Origin of the sequence: Micromonospora echinospora (assembly GCF_900091495.1) — a bacterium.
In the GTDB taxonomy this organism is placed as follows: Bacteria; Actinomycetota; Actinomycetes; order Mycobacteriales; family Micromonosporaceae; genus Micromonospora; species Micromonospora echinospora.
Map to the genome: position 1 here is coordinate 3506664 of NZ_LT607413.1, position 25643 is coordinate 3532306.

At 73.4% G+C, this 25643-nt stretch carries 16 protein-coding genes and 1 pseudogene; 13 read left to right on the forward strand and 4 right to left on the reverse strand.

Annotation, left to right across the window (positions count from 1 at the left end):
* Positions 1-139: 139 nt before the first annotated feature.
* From GA0070618_RS15985 to GA0070618_RS16005, 5 genes and pseudogenes are all read left to right on the forward strand, one after another.
* Positions 140-3391, forward strand: coding sequence for an efflux RND transporter permease subunit (locus GA0070618_RS15985; RefSeq protein WP_088982349.1), 3252 nt, complete (start codon positions 140-142; stop codon positions 3389-3391).
* A gap of 117 nt (positions 3392-3508) precedes the next feature.
* Positions 3509-4753, forward strand: coding sequence for an MFS transporter (locus tag GA0070618_RS15990; protein ID WP_088982350.1), 1245 nt, complete (start codon positions 3509-3511; stop codon positions 4751-4753).
* A gap of 53 nt (positions 4754-4806) precedes the next feature.
* Positions 4807-5750, forward strand: a pseudogene (gene thrB / locus GA0070618_RS15995) (homoserine kinase).
* 297 nt (positions 5751-6047) lie between these two features.
* Entirely contained in the window at positions 6048-8096 is a 2049-nt protein-coding gene (gene rho / locus GA0070618_RS16000; RefSeq protein WP_088982351.1) for a transcription termination factor Rho, read from the forward strand.
* A 144-nt stretch (positions 8097-8240) separates the two neighbouring features.
* Positions 8241-11684, forward strand: coding sequence for a phosphodiester glycosidase family protein (locus GA0070618_RS16005; RefSeq protein ID WP_088982352.1), 3444 nt, complete (start codon positions 8241-8243; stop codon positions 11682-11684).
* Between the two features lie 134 nt (positions 11685-11818).
* Here GA0070618_RS16005 and GA0070618_RS16010 read toward each other — a convergent pair whose 3' ends face one another.
* Positions 11819-13366, reverse strand: coding sequence for a PstS family phosphate ABC transporter substrate-binding protein (locus GA0070618_RS16010; RefSeq protein ID WP_088982353.1), 1548 nt, complete (start codon positions 13364-13366; stop codon positions 11819-11821).
* A 228-nt stretch (positions 13367-13594) separates the two neighbouring features.
* Positions 13595-14491: a phosphatase domain-containing protein gene (locus GA0070618_RS16015; protein ID WP_088985566.1), complete on the reverse strand. Its 897-nt coding sequence runs from the start codon at positions 14489-14491 to the stop codon at positions 13595-13597.
* Positions 14492-14698: 207 nt separating this feature from the next.
* On the opposite strand from GA0070618_RS16015, the gene rpmE reads away from it, so the two are divergent.
* Together rpmE and prfA are read left to right on the forward strand one after the other, a co-directional pair.
* On the forward strand, positions 14699-14923 hold the full coding sequence (gene rpmE / locus GA0070618_RS16020; protein ID WP_088982354.1) for a 50S ribosomal protein L31: 225 nt from the start codon (positions 14699-14701) through the stop codon (positions 14921-14923).
* Positions 14924-15013: 90 nt separating this feature from the next.
* Positions 15014-16102, forward strand: a complete 1089-nt coding sequence (gene prfA, locus GA0070618_RS16025) for a peptide chain release factor 1 (RefSeq protein WP_088982355.1) — start codon at positions 15014-15016, stop codon at positions 16100-16102.
* Between the two features lie 150 nt (positions 16103-16252).
* On the opposite strand, the gene GA0070618_RS16030 is transcribed toward prfA, so the two are convergent.
* Complete coding sequence (locus GA0070618_RS16030; RefSeq protein ID WP_088982356.1) at positions 16253-17803, reverse strand: GGDEF domain-containing protein; 1551 nt, start codon at positions 17801-17803, stop codon at positions 16253-16255.
* A gap of 158 nt (positions 17804-17961) precedes the next feature.
* Here GA0070618_RS16030 and prmC point away from each other — a divergent pair, with 158 nt between their 5' ends.
* The 4 genes from prmC to GA0070618_RS16050 all read left to right on the forward strand — a co-directional run bounded on the left by prmC (position 17962) and on the right by GA0070618_RS16050 (position 22397).
* Positions 17962-18900, forward strand: coding sequence for a peptide chain release factor N(5)-glutamine methyltransferase (gene prmC, locus GA0070618_RS16035; RefSeq protein WP_088982357.1), 939 nt, complete (start codon positions 17962-17964; stop codon positions 18898-18900).
* Positions 18900-19541: an L-threonylcarbamoyladenylate synthase gene (locus GA0070618_RS16040; protein WP_088985567.1), complete on the forward strand. Its 642-nt coding sequence runs from the start codon at positions 18900-18902 to the stop codon at positions 19539-19541. Before prmC ends, GA0070618_RS16040 begins: the two co-directional genes overlap by 1 nt.
* A complete protein-coding gene (locus tag GA0070618_RS16045) occupies positions 19542-20153 on the forward strand; it encodes an arsenate reductase/protein-tyrosine-phosphatase family protein (RefSeq protein ID WP_088982358.1) in 612 nt (203 codons plus the stop codon).
* Positions 20154-20285: 132 nt separating this feature from the next.
* Positions 20286-22397 (forward strand): transglycosylase domain-containing protein, encoded by a 2112-nt coding sequence (locus tag GA0070618_RS16050; protein WP_088982359.1) that lies wholly within the window; start codon positions 20286-20288, stop codon positions 22395-22397.
* Here GA0070618_RS16050 and GA0070618_RS16055 read toward each other — a convergent pair.
* Positions 22394-23869: an SDR family oxidoreductase gene (locus GA0070618_RS16055; RefSeq protein WP_088982360.1), complete on the reverse strand. Its 1476-nt coding sequence runs from the start codon at positions 23867-23869 to the stop codon at positions 22394-22396. The two genes, GA0070618_RS16050 and GA0070618_RS16055, sit on opposite strands and share 4 nt — an antisense overlap.
* Positions 23870-23904: 35 nt before the next feature.
* Between GA0070618_RS16055 and GA0070618_RS16060 the strand changes: the two genes are divergently transcribed.
* Positions 23905-25191 carry a serine hydroxymethyltransferase gene (locus GA0070618_RS16060; protein WP_088982361.1) on the forward strand — a complete coding sequence of 429 codons (1287 nt, stop codon included), beginning with the start codon at positions 23905-23907 and terminating at the stop codon, positions 25189-25191.
* Positions 25188-25589, forward strand: a complete 402-nt coding sequence (locus tag GA0070618_RS16065; RefSeq protein ID WP_088982362.1) for a hypothetical protein — start codon at positions 25188-25190, stop codon at positions 25587-25589. Before GA0070618_RS16060 ends, GA0070618_RS16065 begins: the two co-directional genes overlap by 4 nt.
* Positions 25590-25643: the final 54 nt, after the last annotated feature.

Below are 25643 nucleotides of genomic sequence, written 5' to 3' on the forward strand. Positions count from 1 at the left end.
CGACCCGGGATGGCAAAACCCTGGAAAAGAGCTGGTCACAGGCGGTTTCCTCACGGTGACCCCGGAGGTGGGAGCGTTACCTCGGTCGGGCAGACTAGCCGTACCGAGCCAACCCATACTCCAGGAGTGAGCCACGCCGATGTCGCTGCTCGCCAGATTGAGCCTCGCCAACCGAGGGCTGGTCGCCCTCATCGCGGTGGTGACCACGGCGTTCGGGTTGTTCGCCGTACCGTCGCTCAAGCAGCAACTCCTACCGTCGCTGGAGTTCCCGGCCGCCTTCGTGGTCGCGACCTATCCCGGCGCCGGTCCCGAGGTGGTCGAGTCCCAGGTCACCGAACCGATCGAGACCAGCCTCCAGGGCATCCCGGGGGTCGAGGAGATCACCTCCACCTCCCGTGAGGGTGCCGCCACCGTCGTCGTGCAGTACGAGTTCGGCTCGGACGTGGACGACATGGTCAACAAGATGCAGACCGCGGTGAACCGCATCCAGGGCCAACTGCCCGCAGACGTCGAGCCGCAGGTGCTCGCCGGCAGCACGGACGACCTGCCCGCCGTCGTGATCGCCGCCTCCGGCGGCGACGACCCGCGTGCCCTCGCGGACAAGCTGGAGAGCGCGGTCCTGCCCGAACTTAAGGCGGTCGAGGGGGTCCGTACCGTCGACCTGACCGGCACCCGCGACGACCTGCTGGTGATCACGCCGGACCCGGCCAAGCTGGCCGCCGCGCGGTTGCAGCCCACCGCGATCGGCACCGCGTTGCAGACCAACGGGGTCACCCTGCCGGCCGGCGCGGTGGTCGAGGGTGGACGTTCCCTGACCGTCCAGGTCGGCAAGCCGCTGGCCACCCTCGACGACCTGCGCGGCATCGTGCTGGCCCCGGGCGCGGCCCCGGTCCGCCTCGGCGACGTGGCCGCGGTCACCGAGCAGCTCGCGCCCCCCACCTCGGTCACCCGCACCAACGGGCAGGACAGCCTCGGCATCATGGTCACCGCCACCCCGGACGGCAACGCCGTGGAGATCTCCCACGAGATCCGGGACCGCCTCGCCGACCTGGCGGAGGCCTCCGGGGCGGAGCTGACCATCGTCTTCGACCAGGCGCCCTTCGTCGAGAAGTCGATCGAGTCGCTGACCACCGAAGGCCTGCTCGGCCTGGTCATGGCGGTCATCGTCATCCTGGTCTTCCTGGTCTCGGTACGCTCCACCCTGGTCACCTCGGTCTCCATCCCGCTGTCGGTACTGGTGGCCCTGCTGGCGCTCTGGAGCGGGGACTACTCGCTCAACCTGCTCACCCTCGGCGCGTTGACCATCGCGGTCGGCCGGGTGGTGGACGACTCGATCGTGGTGCTGGAGAACATCAAGCGCCACCTGGAGTACGGCGAGCCGAAACGTCAGGCGATCCTCACCGCGGTGCGCGAGGTGTCCGGCGCGGTGACCGCCTCGACCCTCACCACGGTCGCGGTGTTCGCCCCGATCGCCCTGGTCGGCGGTTTCGTCGGGCAGCTCTTCGCGCCGTTCGCGATCACCGTGACGGTGGCGCTGCTCGCCTCGCTGCTGGTCTCGCTGACCGTCATCCCGGTGCTGGCGTACTGGTTCCTCAAGCCGGCCGGCGACTCGGTGGACGTCGAGGCGGTCCGCCGTGAGGCCGAGGAGAAGGAACTGCGCAACCCGCTCCAGCGGGCGTACCTGCCGGTGATCGGGTTCGCCACCCGTCGGCGGTGGGCCACGGTGGCGATCGGCCTGGTGGTGCTCCTGGGCACCTTCGGGCTGGCCACCCGGCTGGAGACCAACTTCATCGACGACTCCGGCCAGGACACCCTGAACATCAGCCAGAAGCTGCCGGTGGGCACCGGGCTGGCCGGCACCGACGAGGCGGCCCGCAAGGTCGAGGCGGTGCTGGAACGGACCGAGGGCGTCGAGACGTACCAGGTCACCATCGGCGGTGGCGGCCTGCCCTGGGAGGGCGGCGGCGGCAACAGCACCGCCAGCTACGTCGTCGCGCTCGGCGGGGACACCGACACCGAGAAGCTCCAGGAGGACCTGCGCCGGGAGTTCGACGCGCTCGGCGAGGGCACCGGCGAGATCAGCTTCGGCGCCGCCCAGGGCGGCGCCTCGGCCAACCAGCTCGCGGTGGTCGTCCAGGCCAGTGACCCGGAGGTGCTCGCCCGCGCCGCCGAGGAGGCCCGGAAGGCCATGGCCGAGCTGGACGGCGTCGAGGACGTCTCGTCCAGCCTGGCCGAGCGGGTGCCCCGGATCGACGTCACCGTCGACCGGGTCGCCGCGGCCCGGGCCGGCCTGACCGAGGCGGCCGTCGGCCAGCTGGTCGGGCAGGCGTTCCGGGGCAGCCCGGTGGGCCGGGTGAACCTCGACAGCGGACAGCGTGACGTGGTGCTCCGGTTCGCCGCCGCTCCGCCGACCACCGTGGAGCAGCTCCGCCAGCTCCGGGTCGGCGCGGTGACCCTGGACGCCATCGCCGACGTCGAGCAGGTCGAGGGGCCGCAGCAGGTCACCCGGATCGACGGTGAGCGCAGCGTCACGGTCACCGGCACGGCGACCGGCTCCAACCTCGGCGCGACCACCGCGGCGTTGCAGCAGAAGCTGGACGGGATCGACGTGCCGGGGGCGACCCTGACCATCGGCGGGGTCAGCGCCGACCAGGCGGAGGCCTTCGCCGACCTCGGGCTGGCGGTGCTGGCCGCGATCGCGATCGTCTTCCTGATCATGGTGGCGACGTTCCGCAGCCTGGTGCAGCCGCTGATCCTGCTGGTGTCGATCCCGTTCGCGGCGACCGGCGCGATCGGACTGCTGCTGGTCACCGGCACCCCGATGGGCGTGCCGGCACTGATCGGCGTGCTGATGCTGGTCGGCATCGTGGTCACCAACGCGATCGTCCTGCTGGATCTGATCAACCAGTACCGGGACCAGGGGATGAGCGTCCGGGAGGCGGTCGTCGAGGGCGGCCGGCGGCGGCTGCGCCCGATCCTGATGACCGCGGTGGCGACCATCTTCGCCCTGCTGCCGATGGCGCTCGGCCTCACCGGCGAGGGCGGCTTCATCTCCCAGCCGCTGGCCATCGTGGTGATCGGTGGCCTGCTCAGCTCGACCCTGCTCACGCTGGTGCTGGTGCCGACGCTCTACACCATGGTGGAGGGCCGCAAGGAACGGAAGCAGGCCCGGCGGGCGGCCGGCGACAACACCGCCCCGGCCGGCGAGGAGCCGGCGGAGGTCGCCGCGCCCGAGCCGGCCACGGTCGCCGCCGGTCCGGCGTCGGCCACCGCGTCCGGGGACGACCCGGCCCGCCCGACGCCCTCGCCGGCGCTGGTCGACGGCACGGACCAGTTCGAGGTGCTGCGCCTGCCGAAGAGCCGGCACTCGCCGCTGCCCCCGCAGGAGTGATCCCGGTGTCCCCGGTACGGCCCACGGCCGTACCGGGGACACCCCACCCGCCGACGGTGGCCGGGCCGGGGACCTGCGCCCCACCGGCGTCGGCCGCGGCGGGTAGCGTGTGGGTACGTGGCGTCGACCCTCTCCGTCCTCAGCCGGAACCGGAACTTCCGCATCCTCTTCCTCGCCGAACTGGTGGTCTTCGGCGCGGACTGGTTCGTCATGGTGCCCCTGCTGGTGCTCCTGCCGGAGCTGACCGGCAGCGGGGTGTGGGGCGCGCTGGTGCTCGCCGTCGACACCGGGGTCGTGGCGCTCCTGCTGCCGTACACCGGCACCGTCGCCGACCGGTTCGACCGTCGGCGGATCCTCATGGCGGCGAACGGCGCCGCCCTGGTCGGCGCGCTGCTCCTGCTCGCCGTCCGCACCTCCGGCACGGCCTGGCTGGCCATGCTGGCGATCTCGGTGATCGCGGTGGCGAAGGCGTTCTACTCCCCGGCCGCGCAGGCCGCCCTGCCGAACGTCCTCGACCCGGACGAGCTGGCCGCCGGCAACGCCGTCGCCGGTTCCGCCTGGGGCACGATGACCGTGGTCGGGGCGTCCCTGGGCGGCCTGCTCAGCGCGGCCTTCGGCCCGTACGTCTGCTTCTGGGTGGCGGCGGTCGCCCTGGCGCTCGCCGCCGGCCTGACCGCGCTGATCCGCCGGCCGTTGCAGGCGCCCCGTGACCATGCCGAGCCGGCCCAGCGGACCTGGGCGGCGATCCGCGAGGCGCTGGCCTACATCGCCCACCGTCCCCGGGTGCTCGCCCTGGTGACCGTGAAGTCGGCGGTCGGCCTCGGCAACGGGGTGCTGACCGTCTTCCCCCTGCTGGCCGGTCTGTACGGGGTGGGCGCGGTCGGCACGGGCCTCCTCTTCGCCGTCCGGGGCGCGGGGGCGCTGGTCGGCCCGTTCCTGATGCGCCGGGTGCTGACCAACCGCCGCTGGCTGCTGACCGGCCTGGCGCTGTCCATGTCCGCCTACGGCCTCTCCTACGTCGGGGTCTCGTTGACCGGCTGGTTCCCGCTGGTCCTGGTGCTGGTCTTCGTGGCGCACTTCGCCGGGGGCAGCAACTGGGTGATGTCGAACTTCGCGCTCCAGGGCGAGGTGCCGGACCGGTTGCGCGGGCGGGTCTTCGCCACCGACATGATGCTGGCGACCCTGGCCATCTCGGTCAGTCAGCTGGTGGTGGCCGCGCTGATCGACAGCATCGACGAGCGGATCGTGCTGGCCGGCTGCGGGCTGACCACCCTCGTGTACGCGATCGGCTGGCGGATCGCCACCCGGCGGCTCTCGCTGACCGAGCAGGCCCCGGCGGTGGATCCGGTCACGTCCCGGTGAACCAGGGCCGTCCCGACCCCCCATCCGGCCGGCCGTCCTTCTAGCATCTAGCCGTGTCCCCGAATTTCGTCTCCGGTCCCGTCCGGGTCCGGGTCCCCGCGACCAGCGCCAACCTGGGGCCGGGCTTCGACGCGCTCGGCCTCGCGCTCGGTCTCCACGACGACGTGGCCGCCGAGGTGACCACCGGTGGTGTCCGGGTGGCGGTGACCGGCCAGGGCGCCGGCGAGCTGCCCGACGACGACCGGCACCTGGTGGTGCGCGCCATGCGTGTCGCCTTCGACGCCCTCGGTGGCCAACCCGCCGGGCTGGCCGTGGAGTGCGTCAACCGGATCCCGCAGGCCCGAGGGCTGGGCTCCTCCTCGGCGGCGATCGTCGCCGGGGTGCTGCTCGCCCGTGCGCTGGTCACGGACGGGTCGGAGCGCCTGGACGACGCCGGTGCGCTGCGGCTGGCCGCCGACATCGAGGGCCACCCGGACAACGTGGCGCCCTGCCTGCTCGGCGGCTTCACCGTGGCGTGGACCGAGCCGACCGGCGCGCGGGCGGTCTCGCTCGCCCCGGCGGCCGGTGTGAGCCCGACGGTGTTCGTACCGGACGAGCGGGGGCTGACCGCGACGGCGCGGGCGGCGTTGCCGGCGTCGGTGCCGCACGCGGACGCCGCGCTGACCGCCGGTCGGGCCGCGCTGCTGGTGCACGCGCTGACCGCCGACCCGGCGCTGCTGCTGCCGGCGACCGAGGACCGACTGCACCAGCACTATCGTGCCGAGGGGATGCCGGCAACGTTTGCGCTGGTCACGGCGTTGCGGGAGGCTGGTGTGGCGGCCGTGGTCAGTGGGGCGGGACCGACGGTGCTGGCGTTGACCGATCCCGGAGCGGGCTTCGAGCCGGGAACAGGATGGCACTCCTGGCGGTTACCAGTGGACAGCAGCGGTGCCCAGGTCAGTCGGGTAGACTGGGACACGCCGAGCGGGACCCTGTTGCCGCAGGTCGTATGAGTTGATTACGCTCTAGACTTAGCACAGCCGCGAAGCATGCGATCTTCCTGCGGGTCGGCGCACCCCCGAAGCTATCGGCGGTCAGCCCGTCTCACCCCTGCCTAGGCCCACGCCGTACCGCAGTTTCCGCAGGTCGCCGCAGACGGCGAGACCTACCCGCCGAAGTTGGTGGGTCGGGAAACCGACCGGCTGCTGTGTCACAGACTCCCGCGGCGCGTCACGCGACACGGGTGCACCGAGGCCGCCCGGCCACCTGAGCTCTTGACTCCGGGCGACCCCGGCCTATCGAGGGAAGGAATCCATTGAGCGACACCACCGACGTGACGTCGGATGTTTCCAACGTCGCTGGCGAAGCCACCACCGCCGCCGCCCCTGCCCGTCGTCGGCGGAGTGGGACCGGTCTGTCAGCGATGCTGCTGCCGGAGCTGCAGAGCCTGGCCGCGTCGCTCGGCATCTCCGGCACCGCACGCATGCGCAAGGTCGAGCTGATCAGCGCCATCACCGAGCGGCAGGGCGGGGCCGCCGCCGGGGCCCCTCGACCGCGTGCCGAGGTGGCGGCCGCAGCCGCCACGCCGGTCCGTGAGGAGGTCCGGGCGGAGGTGCGGGAGACCGCGGAGCCGGCGGCCGCACCGGCCGAGGCCGAGCCCCGGCCGCGTAGCCGGCGTAGCCGGGCCGCCGCGACCGCCGAACGCGCCGCGGCCACCGCTGCCGCCGCCCCGGCCGTCACCGAGGCGGAGCCGCGCGAGGTTGCCGCCCCGGAGGTCACCGAGCGTCCCGAACGGGCCGAGCGTGGCGAGCGCGTGGAGCGCGGCGAGCGGGCCGAGCGCAACGAGCGTGGTGACCGCGGTGAGCGGGCCGAGCGCGGTGAGCGGGCCGAGCGTGGCGAGCGGGCCGAGCGTGGCGAGCGGGCCGAGCGTGGGGACCGTAACGAGCGGGCCGAGCGCAACGAGCGTGGTGACCGCGGTGAGCGGGCCGAGCGTGGCGACCGTAACGAGCGCACGGAGCGGGGCGAGCGGGCCGACCGTAACGAGCGTGGCGAGCGGGCCGAGCGGGGCCAGCGCGGTGACCGGGACCGCGACACCGACACCGACGACGACGGCGAGGGCGGCGGCCGGCGCGGCCGGCGCAGCCGGTTCCGGGACCGTCGTCGGGGCCGTGGCGAGCGCAACGAGACCGGCGGTGACACCGGCGGCGGGCGTGAGCCCCAGGTCAGCGAGGACGACGTGCTCGTCCCGGTGGCCGGCATCATCGACGTGCTGGACAACTACGCCTTCGTCCGGACCACCGGCTACCTGGCCGGCCCGAACGACGTGTACGTCTCGATGTCCCAGGTCAAGAAGTACGGCCTGCGGCGCGGTGACGCCATCACCGGTGCGGTGCGCGCGGCGCGTGACGGCGAGCAGCGGCGGGACAAGTACAACCCGCTGGTCCGGCTGGACTCGGTCAACGGGATGGAGCCGGAGGAGGCCCGCCGCCGTCCGGAGTTCTACAAGCTCACCCCGCTCTACCCGCAGGAGCGACTGCGGCTGGAGACCGAGCCGCACATCCTCACCACCCGGGTCATCGACCTGGTCACGCCGATCGGCAAGGGTCAGCGGGCGCTGATCATGTCGCCGCCGAAGGCCGGTAAGACCATGGTGTTGCAGGCGATCGCCAACGCGATCACCCACAACAACCCGGAGTGCCACCTGATGGTGGTGCTGATCGACGAGCGGCCCGAAGAGGTCACCGACATGCAGCGCTCGGTCAAGGGCGAGGTCGTGGCGGCCACCTTCGACCGTCCGCCGCAGGACCACACCACCGTCGCCGAGCTGGCGATCGAGCGGGCCAAGCGCCTGGTCGAGCTGGGGCACGACGTGGTCGTGCTGCTCGACTCGGTGACCCGGCTCGGCCGGTCGTACAACCTCGCGGCACCGGCCAGCGGCCGGATCATGTCGGGTGGTATCGACTCGACCGCGCTCTACCCGCCGAAGCGCTTCCTCGGCGCGGCGCGGAACATCGAGAACGGCGGCTCGCTGACCATCCTGGCCACCGCCCTGGTGGAGACCGGTTCCGTCATGGACACGGTCATCTTCGAGGAGTTCAAGGGCACCGGCAACGCGGAGCTGAAGCTGGACCGGAAGATCGCCGACAAGCGGGTCTTCCCGGCCATCGACATCCACACCTCCGGCACCCGTAAGGAGGAGATCCTGCTCGCACCGGAGGAGCTGGCCATCAACCGCAAGCTCCGCAAGGTCCTGCACTCGCTGGACTCGCAGGCGGCGCTGGATCTGCTGCTGGACAAGCTCAAGCAGACCCGGACCAACATCGAGTTCCTGATGCAGATCGCCAAGTCGACGCCGGGCGAGTAACCCGGCGGGTACGCGAGAAAGGGGCACGGCCGTCCGCGGTCGGGCCCCTTTTCGCTGCTCAGGGGGAGAGCGTCGACTGAAGTTTTCCTTCGGTTGGTCGGCAGGGTATTGAAAGTTCTGTTCGTCGCGGGTTGACTGACGGCCATGCGTACCCGATCCGCCCGACTTGCCGGCGTGCTGTTGCTGACGCCGTTGCTCGGCCTGGCCGGTCCGCCCCCGGTCGTCGCCGCGCCGCCCGGGGCCGACACGGCCGCCGAGGACGTCCCCCGCGCCTCCTCCCATCCGACCTCGGTCACCACCCTGGCCGCCGCAGGCGTGGCGCCCGCCGACGGCCTGGAGACCGCGAAGACCACCCGCCCGGTCGCCCCCGGGCTCGATCTGACCTCCTTCGACCGCTACGACCAGCAGGGCTGGCTGCGCGCCGACGCGCTCACCGCCGACCTGACCGGCGACCTGAGCGTCGACTACGTCAACTCCGGCGCGGTCAGCCGGGCCGAGCCGCTGCGCGGCGCGGCGGACGCCTCCCGCGCGGTCGCCGCGGTCAACGGCGACTTCTTCGACATCAACAACTCCGGCGCCGCGCAGGGCATCGGCATCCGTAACGGCGAACTGATCCAGTCGCCGGTCGCCGGACACACCAACGCGGTGGCGGTCACCGCCGACGGGCTCGGCCGGGTGATCCAGGTGCACTTCGACGGCACCGCGACCCTGCCCGGTGGGCCGGTCACCCTGACCCAGTTCAACAACATGGTGCAGGGGAACGGCATCGGCGTCTTCACCGCGCTCTGGGGCTCGTACGACCGGGGCCGGGCGGTGGAGGGCGCGGCCCGGGTCACCGAGGTCGCCGTGGTCGACGGGCGGGTCGCCACCGTCGCCGACCGGGCCGGCAGCGGCCCGATCCCCGCCGGCACCACCATCCTGCTCGGCCGGGACGCCGGAGCGAACGCCCTCGCCGGCCTGCGGCCGGGCGACGCGGTGACCGTCGCCTACCGGCCCAAGCCGTCCGATGGCAGCACCCTGCACGCCGCCGTCGGCGGCGGCAACGTGCTGGTCCGCGACGGCGTGGTGCAGCAGATCGCGGACACCTCCCTCGCGCCGCGCACCTCCGTCGGGTTCACCGCCGACGGACGCAAGATGATCATGCTCACGGTGGACGGCCGGCAGGTCGACAGCCGGGGCGTCACCCAGACCGAGATGGGCCGGATGATGGCCGAACTCGGCGCGCACCACGCGCTCAACCTCGACGGCGGAGGCTCCTCGACGCTGCTCGCCCGGGAGCCCGGCGCGCCGACCGTGCAGGTGGAGAACAGCCCCTCCGACGGCACCGAGCGGGCCGTGCCGAACGGCCTGGCCGTCTACGCGCCCGAGGGCAGCGGCCGGCTCACCGGGTACTGGCTGGAGACCGCCGCCGACCCCACCGCCGCGCCGGGCGTTTCGCCGGTCCGGGGCGGCCGGCCGGACCGGGTCTTCCCCGGCCTGACCCGGCGGCTCACCGCCGCCGGCCACGACGAGACGTACGGCCCGGCGGCCGGCACGCCGCAGTGGCGCGCCAACCCGGCGGCTCAGGGCAAGGTCGACGCCGACGGTGTCTTCCGGGCCAGCCGTCCCGGCAGGACCACCGTCACCGCCTCGCGCGGCGCGGCCCGGGGCACGCTCGACCTCACCGTGCTCGGGCCGCTGGCCCGGATCGACTCCACCGTGGACCGGGTCGGCCTCGACGGCACCGGGGGCACCGGCACCTTCGGCGTGGTCGGTTACGACGCCGAGGGGAACACCGCGCCGATCGAGCCCGCCGACCTCTCCCTCGACTACGACCGCGACCTGCTGCGGATCACGCCCACCGCCGACGGCAACCTGACCGTCGCCGCGCTGCGCGACAGCGGATCCGCCCTGGTCACCGTCACCGTCGCCGGGCAGCGCACGATCGTGCCGGTGACCGTCGGCCTCACCGACGTGCCGGTCGCCGGCTTCGACGACGCGGCGAACTGGAAGTTCAGCGCCGCCCGCGCCACCGGCTCGGTCACGCCCGTGCCCGGCCGCACCGGCACCGGCCTGAAGATGTCGTACGACTTCGGCCAGTCCACCGGCACCCGGGCCGCGTACGCCGACCCGCCGGCCTGGATCCAGGTGCCCGGTCAGCCGCAGGCCTTCGGCATGTGGATCAAGGGCAACGGCACGGGGGAGTGGCCCAGCCTGCACCTGCACGACGCCCAGGACACCCAGCACGTGCTGCGTGGGCCGCTGGTCACCTGGACCGACTGGCGGTACGTCGAGTTCGCCGTGCCCGCCGGCGTGCAGTACCCGCTGCGGGTCCGCCGGTTCTACGTCGCCGAGACCAACGCCGCCGCGAAGTACACCAGCGAGGTGATCATCGACGACCTGGTGGCGAAGGTGTCGCCCACCGTCGACGTACCGGCCGAGCCGCACCGGACCGATCCGGTGGTGCTGCGCGACGGCACCGTGGCCGGGATGCCGTGGCGCTTCGCGGTCCTCTCCGACGCCCAGTTCGTCGCGGCGAACCCGGACAGCGACCTGGTCGCCCAGGCCCGCCGAACGCTGCGCGAGGTCAAGGCGGCGAAGCCGGACTTCCTCGTGATCAACGGGGACTTCGTGGACACCGCCTACCCGGCGGACTTCGCCCTGGCCAAGCGGATCCTCGACGAGGAGCTCGGCGGCGAACTGCCCTACTACTACGTGCCGGGCAACCACGAGATCATGGGCGCCCCGATCGCCAACTTCGAGGCGGTCTTCGGCGCGCCGTCGCGGGTCTTCGACCACCGGGGGACCCGTTTCGTCACGCTGAACAGCTCCACCGGAACCCTGCGCGGCGGCGGCTTCGACCAGGTCCGCGCCCTGCGGACCGCGCTGGACTCCGCGGCCGGTGACGAGCGGATCGGCTCGGTGGTCGTGCTGCACCACCACCCGCCGCGCGACCCCGGCCCGGCCAAGGCCAGCCAGCTCACCGACCGGAAGGAGGCGGCGCTGGTGGAGCAGTGGCTGGCCGACTTCCAGCACCGCACCGGCAAGGGCGCGCTCTTCGTCGGCGGCCACGTGGGCACGTTCCACGCCGACCGGATCGACGGGGTGCCCTTCCTGATCAACGGCAACGCCGGCAAGGGCCCGTCCAGCCCCGCCGACCAGGGCGGGTTCACCGGCTGGACGATGGTCGGGGTGGACCCGGTGACCCGACAGGAGGCCGAACGGGCCCGCCGTGACCCGCTGGTCGAGGGCCCGCGCTGGGTGGCCGCCGAGTTCCGGGCGCACGTCGACCGGCTCACCCTGGCCGCTCCGGACACCGTCGCGGTCGGCACCCCGGGGAAGGTCACCGCGACGATCACGCAGCCCGGTGGTCGTACCGTGCCGGTGGCTGCGCCGGTCAGCGCCGACTGGTCGGCCTCGCCGAGCGTCCTGGTCGGCGACGGCAAGGTCAAGCCCTGGCACGTGGCCCGCCTCGACCCGGCCACCGGCACGCTCACCGCGCTGCGACCCGCCGGCTCGGTGGTGCTCGCGGTGACCGTCAACGGCGTCCGGGCCGAGGCGACCGTGCGCCTCACGGCGGCCGTGTCCGAGGCGGCTCCCGCCGCCTGAGGTGTCTGCAGGGGCCCCCTGTTACCGCTTTTTGGGTAGCAGGGGGCCCCTGCTACCAACCAACCGACCAACCGAACAACCAACCAACCGAGCGCGCCGCCGACCCCGCCTCCGACCGTTGGCCGGCGGCGGGGTCAGGTGCGGTCGGGGCAGAGCAGGCCCAGACCACGGCAGGCGGGGTAGCCGGCCCGCGCCAGCGCCTGCGCCTGGGACTCCTCGGTCAGGTACGTCACGAACGACTCCGCCAGCGACGGCTGACCGGCCGGGTCGCGACGGTGGTAGACGTACTCGACGGTCCAGAACGGGTAGCCGTTGCCGGGGTCGTCCGGGTCGGCGGCCCGCCCGTCGATGGTGACCGACACCAACTGGTTGCGGGCCTTCAACGCGTCCGGAGTGCTGGCGTACCCGATGGCGCCGGGCAGTCTGCTCACCCGGTCCAGCACGTCCTCGGTGGTGCTGACCTCGCAGAGGGTCGGCTCCCGACCTCCGGGGCTGTCTGGCTGGGCGCAGTCGGTGGAGGTCAACGCCCCCTGGTTGCGGCCGAGCACGTACCGCTCGAAGGCGACCCGGCTGCCCGACTGGCTGCGCCGGCCGACGATCCTGATCGGCAGGTCGGCCAGGCCCGGACGGACCTCGGGCCAGCGCCGCGCCGTACCCTCGAAGATCTTCCGGAGGTCCGCCGCGCTGAGGTCGAGCGCAGCGGTGTGCCGCCCGACGACGCCCGGGTGCACCACGACGCTGAACTGGATCACGGCGAGCGGACGCCCCACGACCAGACCGGGATCCAGGCCCGGTTCCGGGCCGTCGGAGAAGGCCACCACGTCCCCGTCCGACTTCTGCAACTCCTCCACCCCCTGGCGGCTGCCGGTGAACGAGGACTCGATGGTGGAGTCGGCGCAGAACGCCTCGTACGAGCCGATGGCCTGCGCGGCGGCGGTGGCGAAGGCGCTGGACCCGACCGCCCGGAGCGTGCCGTCGACGCAGGTGGTCTCCCCGGCCGGCCCGCCGGGCAGGCCGAAGCCCACCGCGGCGAGGGCCCCGACGCAGAGCGAGGCCACCACGGCGGTACCGGCCCGCCAGTACCGGATGCGGTTCTTCTGCTCGTGCCGGGCGTCGACGACGTCACCGCCCTTGAGTACCCCACCGGCCCGGACGGTGTTGTCCGCGCTGTTCCCGCTGAGCAGGATCAGGAGCTTGAACCGGCTGCCCGCGTTGAGGTGCCGGTCGGGGACCACCACGCCGTGCTCGGTCGCCACGATGTGCGGGGCGAAGACCTCCTCCAGTGCCGGTGGCACGCCCTCGCTGACGTCGACGGTCCGGACGGTCCGCCCGCCGAAGTCGAACTTGAGCGGTAGCTGGTAGTCGGTCTCCGCGATGTCGTTGGTCCCGGTGTTCGAGATGCGGATGACCACCATGGACGGGTCCGGCACCGGTTCGCCGTTCCGGTCGAGCAGCCGGGTGATCTCCCCGGCGTCCGGCGGGTCGAAGCCCAACCGGGAGTTGAACGAGACGTGGTAGGAGAGCCGCTTGCGGGCCGCCCGGCGTGCCCGGATCTCCCGCCACACCTGCCACGAGACGGTGAGCAGCAGGACGAGCAGCACGGCGCCCACCGGCGTGTCCCCGCCGACGAGCGACCAGACCGCCCACTCTCTGATGGAACCGAGCACCGTGAGACCGCCCATCCGTCGACCGGAACCGTCGACCGGGGCAGGGCCCGGCCGGACGCGGGCGCGGGGGTCACCCGGCCGGGGCCCGTCCGACCGCGTCACCACCAGAGCGCACCGGGCAGATGAACCGTCGGTTACGACACGGGTGATCCTCCGATGTGGAGCCGATTAACAAGCGCTCCGTTCCGCCCGGATCCGGTCGATCCCGTCCCCGTCCCCGGGGGTGGGTCGGGGCGGTCCCGGTCAGAAGTTGCCCTCGGCGACCTGGAAGACGGTCAGACCCAGCTCGCGCCACATCCGGACCACCTGCATGCGGTCGTCGAAGACCCCGACGACCCGGTACCGGTCGCGCAGCTCGTGTTCGTAGATCTCACGTTTGACGACGGAGTCCTTCCGGTTGTCGCCCACCGCCCGCATGTGCAGCGCCAGGTACGGCACCCGGACGTGCCGGTCCAGCCAGGCCACCGTGTCGGCGCGGGCGGAGGCGTCCCGCCCGGAGCAGAACACCACCCCGTAGCCGGCCCCGTGCATCGCCCGGACCGCCGCGATGACCGCCTCGTTCGGCTCGTCCTCACCGACCCGGGTCATGTCGTACGGGCTGCGGGAGACGTTCAGGGCGACCGTGCCGTCGATGTCCACCAGGACGACCTCCGTCGGCTCCGGGGCCGGCGGACGCACCCGGGCCGGCCCGCCCGGCGGCACCTCGGGCACCGGCAGGGGCAACGGACGGTGGGCCAGGAAACGTTCGTGCAGGCGGCGGATGGCCTCCTCGCCGACCCGGTCCTCGGCTGGTCGTGCCGCGTCCCGCCGCAGGCACTCCTCCAGCGGGACGTCGGTGAAGTCGTGCACCTCGAAGCTGGCGCCGTACCGGCCGGCCAGCCGGGCCCACTCCCGTAGGGTGCGGGCGCGCAGGTTGGTGTCGTCCACGCAGACGTCGACCCGGGCCCGCAGCAGGGCCTCGACCTGCGCCCGCTGGGCGGTGGTGACCTGGGCCTCCGCCCACTGGGTGAAGAGCCGGGCACCGTGCAGCATGCGACGCAGGTCGTCCCGGTTGACCCGGACGACCGACGGCTGGAGCGTCCGGGCGAAGGTGGTCTTGCCGGAGGCCGGCAGCCCCCGGGTGGCGATGAGACGGGTCACCCGGTCACGGTAATGCTCCGGGCCGGGCCGGGAATGCGGGTGGTCCGGACCGTGTTGGGGGAGCTGTGCGGCCCGGTTTCCGGGTCGGCGGAAGCCCATGGCACACTGGTCAATCGGCCACCGGTTCCGGTTCACGCCCGATCCTGCGCAGGCACGACCCGCGCGGACGGCGACCCGGCGACCACCCACGAGAGGACCGAAGGCGACATGAAGCGCAACATCCACCCGGAGTACGTGACCACCGAGGTCACCTGCTCCTGCGGCAACTCCTTCACCACCCGCAGCACCGCCAAGGGCGGCTCGATCCACGTCGAGACGTGCAGCGCCTGCCACCCGTTCTACACGGGCAAGCAGCGGGTGCTCGACACCGCGGGTCGGGTCGCGAAGTTCCAGCAGAAGTACGCCAAGGTTCAGGCGAAGAAGGCCAAGTAGCCGTCCGTTCGACGCCCGCGTCCGGTTCACCACCGGGCGCGGGCGTCGTCCGTCTCTGCCCGATTCGCGCCGACCGCAGGGAGTACGAGCATGAGCAGTGAGCGCCTGGCGACCCTTCTCGACGAGTACGCCGAACTGGAGAAGCGGCTGGCCGACCCGGCCATCCACGCCGACCAGGGCACGGCGCGTCGGGTCGGGCGGCGTTACGCCGAACTGGTGCCGCTGCACAAGGCGGCCGGCGAGCTGGAGCAGGCCCGTTCCGACCTCGCCGCCGCGCGGGAGCTGGCCGCCGAGGACCCGTCCTTCGCGGCCGAGGCGGAGGCCATCGCGGCGACCCTGCCGGAGCTGGAGGAGCGCCTGGCGGAGCTGCTGATCCCGCGCGACCCGCACGACGCCAAGGACGTCATCGTCGAGATCAAGGCCGGCGAGGGCGGCGAGGAGTCCGCCCTGTTCGCCGGTGACCTGCTGCGGATGTACACCCGGTACGCCGAGCGGCACGGCTGGCTCACCGAGGTGCTGGACGCGCAGGATTCCGACCTGGGCGGGGTCAAGGACGTCTCGCTGGCGATCAAGACCAAGGGCGTCCCGGAGGGCGGCAACGGGGTCTGGTCCCGGCTCAAGTGGGAGGGCGGCGTGCACCGGGTGCAGCGTGTCCCGGTCACCGAGTCGCAGGGCCGCATCCACACCAGCGCCGCCGGCGTCCTGGTGCTGCCCGAGGCCGAGGAGGTCGACGTCACGATCGACCCGAACGAGCTGCGCATCGACGTCTTCCGCTCGTCCGGCCCGGGTGGCCAGTCGGTCAACACGACCGACTCGGCGGTCCGGATCACCCACGTGCCGACCGGGATCGTGGTCTCCTGCCAGAACGAGAAGTCGCAGTTGCAGAACCGGGAGCAGGCGATGCGGATCCTGCGGGCCCGGCTGCTCGCCGCCGCCCAGGAGCAGGCCGACGCCGCCGCCTCGGACGCCCGCAAGGCGCAGGTGCGCACCGTCGACCGGTCCGAGCGGATCCGCACGTACAACTTCCCGCAGAACCGGATCACCGACCACCGGATCGGCTACACCGCGTACAACCTGGACCTGGCCCTCGCCGGTGAGCTGGACGGCGTGCTCGACGCCCTCGCCGAGGCCGACCGGGCCGCCCGACTGGCCGGGGAACCGGAACTCGGTCGTCGCTGAGCGGGCGCGGCGAGCTGCCCGCCCGGGTGGTAGCAAGGGTCCCCTGTTACCGCTTTCTGCCGAGGAGGGGACCCCTGCAACCACCCCAGCGTCAGCGCCGGCACCACGTCAGGCGGAGGGCGGCGCGTCAGGGCGGGGGCGGTGCGGGGGTCAGCCGGGGTGGGAGCGGGACTTGGCGCGCAGCATCTGCTGGTCGGCGGCGTCGAAGGCGGCGCGGATGGCGTCCCGGCCCAGTGGTGTGGCCGCGTTGACCTCGGCGAAGCCGATGGTCACCCGGACCGGGGTGCCGGGGACCACGGACTCCCAGTCCTCGGTCCGGATCGCCGCGTCGATCCGGCGGGAGACCTCGGCGGCCTCCTCGATCCCGGTGCCGGCGAGCACCACCACGAACTCGTCCCCACCGTAGCGGGCCACGAAGTCGCCGCGCCGCATCACCCGGTTGATCACGCCCGCCACCCGTTGCAGCACCAGGTCGCCGGAGTGGTGGCCGTGCCGGGTGTTGACCGCCTTGAAGCCGTCCAGGTCGCAGACCCCGATGACCAGACGTTCGCCCCGGTTGACCATGCCGGCGATGTGCCGTTCCAGCCGACGGCGGTTGGGCAGCCCGGTCAGCGGGTCGGTCAGCGCCTCGCCCTCGAACCGGGCGGCCTCCCGCCGCATCTCCTCGTGGTCGATCCGGGCCGCGATGCCGTCGATGTAGACGTCCCGCAGCCGGTCGTTGCGCTGCGCGGCGAGGCGGAACGCCGTCCGGTCGGCCCGGTGCGCGCCGGCGTGGTCCCCGGCCGTGGCCAGCGCGATGCTGCGCAGCCGGGCCGATTCGGCCGCACCGAGGGTCTCGGTGGAGACCGAGGCGGTGTCCAGCCGGGCGACCGCCTCGGTCAGCCGGCCGTCGGCGATGGCCAGGCAGACCTGCCCGAGCTGTCGGAAGTCGCGGGCGCGGGCGCTGTCGCCACCGAACCCGAGCAGCCGGACCGGGTTGTTCTCGGGGTCGGTCTCCACCCGGTCGCCGAGGGCGGCCCGGCGGGCGACGGTGTAGCCGTACGCGGCGAGGCTGCTCGGGCGGAGCCGTCCGGCCCGCCCGGTACGCCGGAAGCGGTCCAGGTCGGCGGCGATGTCCCGGAGCACCCGCAGACAGCCGTCGCTGTCGCCGTTGTGGTCCAGGGCGACCGCGTTGCGCAGCCGGATGCCGGGTGCGGCGAACGTCTCCTCGGGGATGCCGGCGGCCAGCCCGAGCTGCCGCGCCTTCTCGATGGCGGTCAGCGCGTACCCGTGGAAGCTGAGGTAGGAGTACGTCATGGCCAGGTCGTGCCAGCCCCACGCGGTGTCCCGGTCGGGGTCGTCCACCGCGTCGAACATCCGGGCGGCCCGGACCAGGTGGGTGACGCACCGGTCGAGGGCGCCCTGGTGGTGCGCGGCCAGCGCGGCCAGCGCGTGCAGGTGCCCGTGCAGGTACGGCTCGGGAAGGTCCCGGACGGCGGTGGACGCCTCCTCGATGGCCCGGGTGAACTCGGCCGTCCGACCGAGGTTGATCAGCGCGGAGAGGCGCTGGACGCGGGCGTCGGCGCGGGCGAACGGGTCGGTGGTGGTGCGGATCACCTGGTCGAGGAGGACACACGCCTCGGCGGACCGGCTCGCCTCCTGCAGGTCGCGCGCCTTCGTGAGAGCGTCAACCTGGTCGGTGACCCGGTCGAGCCAACCCACCCGCAGCCTCCCGTCCGCGCCGGCTCCGGCGCCGCACCGTGGTCGCCGGTGACACCCTCGGCGAGCCGCGCCCGACAGCCGGCCGACGCCACCGGGGCGTGCCGGAGAAGGACGCGTCACAGTTCGGGGTGACGTGCGCGACGCTTCATGATTATGTCGTGACTGCCACGCCGCAACAGCCGTCCGAAGGGACGAACAACCGACACCCGTGCCCGCCGGTGCTCGCCCGGGTGACCCGGACCCTCGCCGGGGCGGGTGTCGACGCCCCCCGGGTCGAGGCGGAACTGCTCGCCGCCCACGTGCTCGGCGTGCCCCGGGGACGGCTGCTGCTGGTCGACGGCCTCACCGACGACCAGCTCGACCAACTGGCCGGTCTGGTGACGCGTCGGGCGGCCCGGGAGCCGTTGCAGCACCTGACCGGGACCGCCGGGTTCCGGCATCTGGAGCTCGCGGTCGGCCCGGGTGTCTTCGTACCCCGGCCGGAGACCGAACTGCTCGCCGGATGGGGGATCGACCGGGCCCGCCGGAGCGTCGAGCCGCTGGTGGTGGACCTGTGCAGCGGCTCCGGGGCGGTCGCGCTCGCGGTCGCCCAGGAGGTGCCGACGGCCCGGGTGGTGGCGGTCGAGCGGTCGGCGGCGGCCCTGGTTTGGCTGCGGCGCAACGCGACGGACCGGGCCGCCGCCGGGGACCGGCCGATCGAGGTGGTCGAGGCGGACGTCACCGCTCCCGGGCTGCTCGACGAGTTGGCCGGCCGGGTCGACGTGCTGCTCTGCAACCCGCCGTACGTGCCGGCCGGGACCGCCGTACCGCCGGAGGTGGCCGACGACCCGGCGGAGGCGGTCTTCGGCGGGGCGGACGGTCTGGCCGTGGTCCGGCCGGTGGTCGCGCGGGCGGCCCGGCTGCTGCGTCCGGGCGGCGCGCTGGCGGTCGAGCACGACGACACGCACGGCCGCGCGGTGCCCGACCTGATCACCGCCGACGGCCGGTTCGAGGCGGTCACCGGCCATGCCGACCTCGCCGGTCGCCCCCGCTTCACCACCGCGCTGCGCCGCCGCGACGACGCGTCGGGCCCGGCGTGGCAGACTGGCTCCTCGTGATGCTCTACGACTGCCGGTCGCTGGCCGATCGGGACCGCGGCATCGCCGCGGCGATCGAGGCCGTCAAGAATGGCGAACTGGTCGTCCTGCCGACCGACACGGTGTACGGGATCGGCGCGGACGCCTTCACCCCGTTCGCGGTGAAGGCGCTGCTGGACGCGAAGGGTCAGGGTCGGGCGGCGCCGCCGGTGCTGATCGGTTCCCGGCACACCCTGGACGGGCTGGTGTTCACCCTGCCCCGGGCGGCCCGCGACCTGGTCGAGGCGTTCTGGCCGGGGGCGCTGACGATCGTCGTGGAGCACTCGCCCAGCCTCCAGTGGGACCTGGGCGAGACCAACGGGGCGGTGGCCGTGCGGATGCCGCTGCACCCGGTGGCGCTGGAGGTGCTGCGGGAGACCGGCCCGATGGCGGTCTCCTCGGCGAACAAGACCGGCCAGCCGGCGGCGCTCACCGCCGAGCAGGCGCGGGACCAGCTCGGGTACGCGGTCCGCTCCTACCTGGAGGCCGGGCCCTGTCCGGACCCGGTGCCCAGCACGATCGTGGACCTCACCGGCGAGGTGCCGCAGCTGCTGCGCGAGGGGGCCATCTCGTTGACCGAGCTGCGCGACGTGGTGCCCGACATCGAGAGCCGGGTGGCGTAGGTGCCGCCCTTCACCGTCCTGCACGTCTGCATGGGGAACATCTGCCGGTCGCCGATGGCCGAACGCCTGCTGGTGCTGGCCGTCCGGGCGCGGCTCATCCGGCGCGCGCTCGACCCGGCACGCGCCGAGGAACTGCTCTTCAGCCACAGCGCCGGCACCGGCGGCTGGCACGTCGGGTCGGAGATGAACCCGCCGGCGGCCCGCCAGGTCGCCGCCCGGGGCGGGGACAGCGTCGGGTTCGCCGCCCGCCGGCTGCGGTCCGACCAGATCGACGCCGCCGACCTGGTGCTCACCGCCACCGCCGACCAGCAGGAGTACGTGGTGGCGCTGCGCCCGGACGCCGCCGCGCGGACCTTCGTGCTGGGCGAGTTCGGCCGGCTGCTCGGTGCGGTGGACGGCGCCGCCCTGCCTCCGGCCGAAGCGTCCCCGGAGGCCGTCTACGCCCGGGGGACGGCCCTGGTCGCGGCGGCCCACGCCGCGCGTGCGGGCGCCTCCGCGCTGCCCGGTGACGACCTGGACGATCCGTGGGGCCGGGGTGACCAGTGCTTCAGCCGGGTGGCCGACGAGATCGAGGAGACGGTGCAGCCGCTCGCGGCGGTCCTGCTGCCCTGATCTGACGCGTACTCTGCTGTGGTTTGCGGCTTTCTGCGAAATATCTGCTGATTTACCGAAAGGCCGGCTCCGGCCGGTCGGTCCGGGCCATTCTGAACGGGTCCCAGCCCAGCCTCTGCTCCGGGAGAGCTGATGACCCAGGCCCGTCTGCACAAGCTGCTGACCGTCGTGATCGCCGGCACGCTGGCCGGGCTGGTGCTCGCCACGGCGGCCCTGCCCCTCGCGCTTGTGCTGGGGCTCGGCTTCTCCACGCTCGCCGCCCCGTACTCGACGCTGCCCGAGCACCTGGTGACGCCCCCCACCGCGCAGCGGTCCACGCTCTACGCCGCCGACGGCACCACCCTGATCACCTCCTTCTACGAGGAGAACCGGGCCGACGTGCCGTTGACCGAGGTGGCCCCGGTGATGCGGAAGGCGATCGTCGCCGCCGAGGACTCCCGCTTCTACGACCACAGCGGCGTCGACCTGCGGGGCGTCGCCCGGGCGTTCACCGCCAACCAGGGTGGGCCGGTCCGGCAGGGCGCCTCGACGTTGACCATGCAGTACGTCCGGAACGTGCTGAGCAGCGACCCGACCCTGAGCGAGGCGCAGCGGAAGGCCGCCACCGAGATCAGCACCGCCCGCAAGATCCAGGAGATCCGGTACGCCCTGGCGCTCGAACGCCAGCTCGACAAGGACGAGATCCTCGGTCGCTACCTCAACATCGTCTACTTCGGCGCCGGGGCGTACGGCGTCGCGGCGGCCAGCCGGCGCTACTTCTCCAAGTCCCCGGCCGACCTCACCCTGGCCGAGGCGGCGCTGCTCGCCGGGCTGGTCCAGTCACCGCACACCGACGATCCGATCCACGGCGACGCCGACGCGGCGCTGAGCCGGCGGGGCTACGTGCTGGACCGGCTGGTGGAGACCGGCGCGGTCACGTCCGCCGAGGCCGACCGGGCCCGTGCGGAGGCCCTCGCCCTGAAGCCGAGCGTGGAACCCGACGACTGCGCGGCGGTGCCGAAGGACCGCAACGACTGGGCGTTCTTCTGCGACTACTTCACGGACTGGTGGAACGCGCAGCCGGCGTTCGGCACGTCGCCGGACGAGCGGCAGCGGACGTTGCGCCGGGGCGGCTTCCGGATCGTCAGCTCCCTCGACCCGACCGTGCAGCGTGAGACGCAGGATCGGGTGCTGGAGGTGTACGACGAGAACAGCCCCCACGCGCTGCCCACCGCCGTGGTGCAACCGGGCACCGGACGGGTCCTCGCCATGGCGGTCAACCGCAGGTACGGTCTCGGCCCCAACCCGGCCGGCCAGGAGAACCGCCCGTACACCGTCAACCAGCTCGTCGCCGGGGGAGACGACATCGTCGGCTACCAGGCCGGCTCGACCTTCAAGATCTTCGCCCTGCTGGCCGCGTTGGAAGCCGGGGCGCCCCTGGACACCCGCTACGACGCGCCGACCCGGATCGTCAGCCAGTGGCCGGCCTCGGGGCCGGCGAGCTGCGAAGGGCAGTGGTGCCCGGCGAACGCCAACCCGGCGTGGATGGATGGCGAGCGCACCATGTGGACCGCGTTCGGGCGGTCGGTGAACACGTACTTCGTCTGGCTGGCCGAGCGGGTCGGCGCGGACCGGGTGGTGGAGATGGCCGAGCGGCTCGGCATCGTGCTGCGGGCCGAGGACGACGCCAACCTGGCCCGGTACGGTGCCCGGAACTGGGGTCCGTTCGTGCTGGGCGTCGCGTCCACCACCCCGCTCGACCTGGCCACCGCCTACGCCACGGTGGCCGCCGAGGGGGTCCGCTGCACGCCGCTGCCGGTGAACACGATCGTCGACCACGCTGGCCGGCCCCTCGACGTCGCCCGGCCGGACTGCCGCCGGGTGCTGGACGTCGACGTGGCCCGCGCGGCGGCCGACGCGGCCCGCTGCCCGGTCGGTGACCAGTCGGCGTTCGGGCGCTGCGACGGCGCCACCGCCGACGGCCTGCGCGAGCGGCTGGGGCGGCCGGTGATCGGCAAGACCGGCAGCTCCGAGGGGTACGGCACGGAGACGGTGGTGGCCGCCACCCCGCAGCTCGTGGTCGCCACGATGGCCACCAACCCGGACGACCCCCGTGACCCGGCCGGCGAGGCGGTGCAGGCCAGGATGGTCGACCAGGTCGCCGACATCATGACCGCCGCCCTGCGGGACCAACCGGTCCGCGACTTCGCCCCACCGACCGAGGCGATCGCCCGGTGGGGCAACGCCGCACGCGCGGGGAACTAGCAGCGCCCGGCGCGGGCGACCTGCTCGGCGCCCCGGGCGATGTTGCGGGCCATGCCGCCGAAGACCACGGCGTGGAACGGGGCGACCGCCGCCCAGTAGGCGTGCCCGGCCAGTCCGCGCGGAAGGAACACGGCGCGTTGGACGTACCGGCTGCCGCCGTCGTCGGTCGGTTCGACGCGCATCTCCAGCCAGGCCCGGCCGGGCAGGCGCATCTCCGCCCGCAGCCGCAGCAGTTCACCCCGGACGATCTCCTCGACCCGCCAGAAGTCGAGCGCCTCGCCGACGTGGAGCCGATGCGGGTGACGCCGGCCCCGGCGCAGCCCCACCCCGCCGACCAGCCGGTCCAACCAGCCCCGCACCGACCAGGCGAGCGGGAAGGAGTACCACCCGTGGTCGCCGCCCACTCCCTCGACCACCCGCCAGAGCGCGTCCGGCGGCGCGGCGACCCGACGGGACCGCAGGTCCGTGTAGACCGACCCGCCGGACCACTGCGGGTCGCTGGGCAGCGGCTCGGCCGGCGCGTCCGGCCCGCTCGCGGTGGACCAGCGCGTCTCCACCTCGGCGTCGCGGACCCGGGCCAGGGCCAGCCGGACCGCGTCGTCGAAGCCGGTCAGCCCGCCGGGTGGGTCGGGGACGTAGCGCGCGATGTCGTGTTCGTGCGCCACCGCCTCGTGGACCAGGCTCTCCACCAGCGGCCGGGCGATCCGGTTCGGCACCGGGGTGACCAGGCCCACCCAGTGCGACGAGAGCGACGGGGTCAGCGGCCGGACGGGCAGGACGATCCGGCGGCGCAGCCCGGCCACGGCGGCGTACCGCTGCATCATCTCGGTGAAGGTGAGCACGTCCGGCCCGCCGACGTCGAAGGCCCGGTCGACCTCCGGCGGCAGGTCGGCGGCGGCGACCAGGTAGCGCAGCACGTCCCGGACCGCGATCGGCTGGATCCGGTTGCGCACCCAGCGCGGGGTGACCATGACCGGCAGCCGCTCGGTGAGGTGCCGCAACATCTCGAACGACGCCGAACCGGACCCGATGATCACCGCCGCCCGGAGCACCACGGTCGGCACGCCGCTGGCCAGCAGGATCCGTCCCACCTCGCTGCGGGAGCGCAGGTGGGGGGAGGGGCGGGCGTCCGCCGCCGGCTCCGGCCCGCCCAGGTACACGATCCGGCGTACGCCCGCCGCGCGGGCCGCCCGGGCGAAGTTGGTCGTCGCCTCCCGGTCGGCGGCCTCGAACCCGGCCTGCCCGAGCGAGTGCACCAGGTGGTAGGCGACGTCGACGTCCGCGAACGCGGCCGGCAGCGTCTCCGGTCTCCGCAGGTCGCCCTCGACCACCTCGACCCGCGCCGCCCACGGCACGTCCCGCAGTCGCCGGGCGGACCGGGCCAGGCAGCGCACGGTGTGACCCTGGGCGAGCAGCCGCGGCGCGAGCCGCCCGCCGACGTACCCGGTGGCACCGGTGACCAGGCATCTCATGGGCTCCAGTCTGCGGCCCCATAGACTCTGGCGTTGTGGACAACGCGACGCCCACCTTCTGGGGGCCGGATTTCGACCAGCTCAGGGCCACCGACCCGGAGATCGCGTCGGTGGTGCTCGGCGAGCTGGACCGGCTGCGCGGCGGCCTCCAGCTGATCGCCAGTGAGAACCTCACCTCGCCGGCGGTGCTCGCCGCGCTCGGCTCGACGCTGACCAACAAGTACGCCGAGGGCTACCCCGGCCGCCGCTACTACGGCGGCTGCGCCGAGGTGGACCGGGCCGAGGAGATCGGCATCGCCCGGGCACGGGAGCTGTTCGGCGCGGAGCACGCCAACCTCCAGCCGCACTCCGGGGCGAGCGCCAACCTGGCCGCGTACGCCGCCCTGGTCCAGCCGGGCGACACCGTGCTGGCGATGGACCTGCCGCACGGCGGTCACCTCACCCACGGCAGCCGGGTCAACTTCTCCGGCAAGTGGTTCGCCACGGTCGGCTACACCGTCCGGCCGGACACCGAGCTGATCGACTACGACGAGGTGCGGGAACTGGCCCTCGCCCACCGCCCGAAGATGATCATCTGCGGCGCGACCGCGTACCCCCGCCTGATCGACTTCGCCCGCTTCCGGGAGATCGCCGACGAGGTCGGGGCGTACCTCATGGTGGACGCCGCCCACTTCATCGGCCTGGTCGCCGGGGAGGCCGTGCCCTCCCCGGTGCCATACGCCGACGTGGTCTGCGCGACCACGCACAAGGTGCTGCGCGGCCCCCGCGGCGGCATGATCCTCTGCCGGGAGTCGCTGGCCGCCCGGATCGACAAGGCGGTCTTCCCGTTCACCCAGGGCGGGCCGCTGATGCACGCCGTCGCGGCCAAGGCCGTCGCGCTGCGCGAGGCCGCCCAGCCGGAGTTCCGGGCATACGCCGAGCAGGTGGTCCGCAACGCGCGGGCGCTCGCCGACGGGCTGGCCGCCGAGGGGATGCGGCCGGTCTCCGGTGGCACCGACACCCATCTCGCCCTGGTCGACCTGCGCCCGGTCGGGGTGACCGGGGCCGAGGCGGAGGCCCGCTGCGACGCCGCCGGCATCACCCTGAACAAGAACGCCATCCCGTACGACCCGCAGAAGCCGACGGTCGCCTCCGGCATCCGGGTCGGCACGCCCAGCGTGACCACCCAGGGCATGCGCGAGCCGCAGATGCGGCAGATCGCCGCGCTGACCGCCCGTGCGGTACGAACCGACCCCGGCGGGCCCGACGGGACGGCCGAGCTGACCAGGATCGCCGGCGAGGTCGCCGAGCTGGTCCGCGAGTTCCCGGCGTACCCCCGGTGATCCGGCAGCGACTGCGGCACCTGGTCCTGCCGCTGCTCAGTTCCGCGGGGTTGCTGGTGCTCGTCACCGGAGCCGGCTGGCTGGTCGACGGCGGCGTCGGCGCGGCCGGCGGGGCGGCCGGCGTGGCCCTGGTGACCTTCAGCTACGCGATGTCGAGCCTGGCCGTCGCCTGGGCCGACTCGGTGCACCCGAAGCTCGTGATGAGCGTCGGGCTGACCGCGTACGTCACCAAGTTCCTGTTGTTCGGAGTGGTGATGTTCGGCGTCGTCGACGCCGGCTGGGGCGGGATCCGGATGATGGCCATCGCCATGATCGTCGCGACCATCGGCTGGGTGTCCGTCCAGGTCTGGTGGACGTTCCGGGACCACCGTCCGCAGGTGAGCACCCCTGGTGACTGAATCCGGCTGTCGGGTTGCCGTCGCCACGCCGGGGATGGAGTTTCGTCAAGCGCG

Coding starts and splice junctions, on each gene's coding strand:
- GA0070618_RS15985 (WP_088982349.1), top strand. CDS start 140: ATGTCGCTGCTCGCCAGATTGAGCCTCGCCAACCGAGGGCTGGTCGCC.
- GA0070618_RS16005 (WP_088982352.1), top strand. CDS start 8,241: ATGCGTACCCGATCCGCCCGACTTGCCGGCGTGCTGTTGCTGACGCCG.
- GA0070618_RS16010 (WP_088982353.1), bottom strand. CDS start 13,366: ATGGGCGGTCTCACGGTGCTCGGTTCCATCAGAGAGTGGGCGGTCTGG.
- rpmE (WP_088982354.1), top strand. CDS start 14,699: ATGAAGCGCAACATCCACCCGGAGTACGTGACCACCGAGGTCACCTGC.
- prfA (WP_088982355.1), top strand. CDS start 15,014: ATGAGCAGTGAGCGCCTGGCGACCCTTCTCGACGAGTACGCCGAACTG.
- GA0070618_RS16040 (WP_088985567.1), top strand. CDS start 18,900: ATGCTCTACGACTGCCGGTCGCTGGCCGATCGGGACCGCGGCATCGCC.
- GA0070618_RS16050 (WP_088982359.1), top strand. CDS start 20,286: ATGACCCAGGCCCGTCTGCACAAGCTGCTGACCGTCGTGATCGCCGGC.
- GA0070618_RS16055 (WP_088982360.1), bottom strand. CDS start 23,869: ATGAGATGCCTGGTCACCGGTGCCACCGGGTACGTCGGCGGGCGGCTC.